The sequence below is a fragment of the Adonisia turfae CCMR0081 genome (assembly GCF_011009555.1).
GTDB lineage: Bacteria > Cyanobacteriota > Cyanobacteriia > Phormidesmidales > Phormidesmidaceae > Leptothoe > Leptothoe turfae.
The window spans coordinates 7,621,229-7,622,018 of the sequence record NZ_QXHD01000004.1; the positions used below are offsets into that span (position 1 = coordinate 7,621,229).

Consider the following 790-nt stretch of genomic DNA (forward strand, 5'->3'; position numbering starts at 1 on the left):
CATTTGTCGGCAGCCGACGAAACATGGAATTCCCCCATGCCGATTTGCCCTATGCACACTTTGATTTTTCGGAAAACTATAAACTCTCGCCGTCTTCCAGGATCAAATGCTCCATAGGGCAGTGGCATGTTACGAGAAATGTTATGTAACTAAAGGTCCTTTAGCGTTTCAACATAGTTTTCACAGCATGCCGATTCCCACCCTTGTTATTGCTGGAACCCACAGTGGTGTGGGTAAGACGTCTATCGCCATTGGTCTCATGCGGGCGTTTACCCATCAGGGTCTGCAGGTACAGCCTTTTAAGGTAGGACCCGATTTTATTGACCCCAGCCACCATCAGCGGGCAACGGGGCGGGTGTCCCATAATCTGGATGGCTGGATGCTAAATCAGGCTCAGAATCGTCAGATCTTTGATCAGGCTTGCCAGGGAGCTGATCTGGCCATTGTTGAAGGGGTGATGGGGCTGTTTGATGGCTACGGCGCGGAGTCTGAATCGGGGAGTACGGCGGAAATGGCCAAGTGGCTGGGGGCACCGGTAATTCTTGTGATCAATGCCCGTTCTTTGGCCCGCAGTGCAGCAGCCCTGATTTCAGGCTATGGCAACTTTGATCCAGACCTGGCGGTGGCGGGGGTGATTTGTAACCAAATTGGCAGTGCGTCCCACCTGGATCGCATTTGTTCGGCGGTCAGCCAGACTGTGCGGGTGCCTATTGTAGGGGGGATTCCTCGCTCTAAGCCCGTAAGGATTCCTGAACGTCATCTAGGACTATGGCGGGCGACAGAGGAAGAA

Annotated in this window: 1 protein-coding gene; it reads left to right on the forward strand. The window is 53.2% G+C overall.

Features of this window, described 5'->3' with window-relative positions:
- Window positions 1-187: 187 nt before the first annotated feature.
- The coding region (locus DXZ20_RS36600; protein WP_250566056.1) for a cobyrinic acid a,c-diamide synthase CobB at window positions 188-790 on the forward strand (603 nt) is incomplete at its 3' end.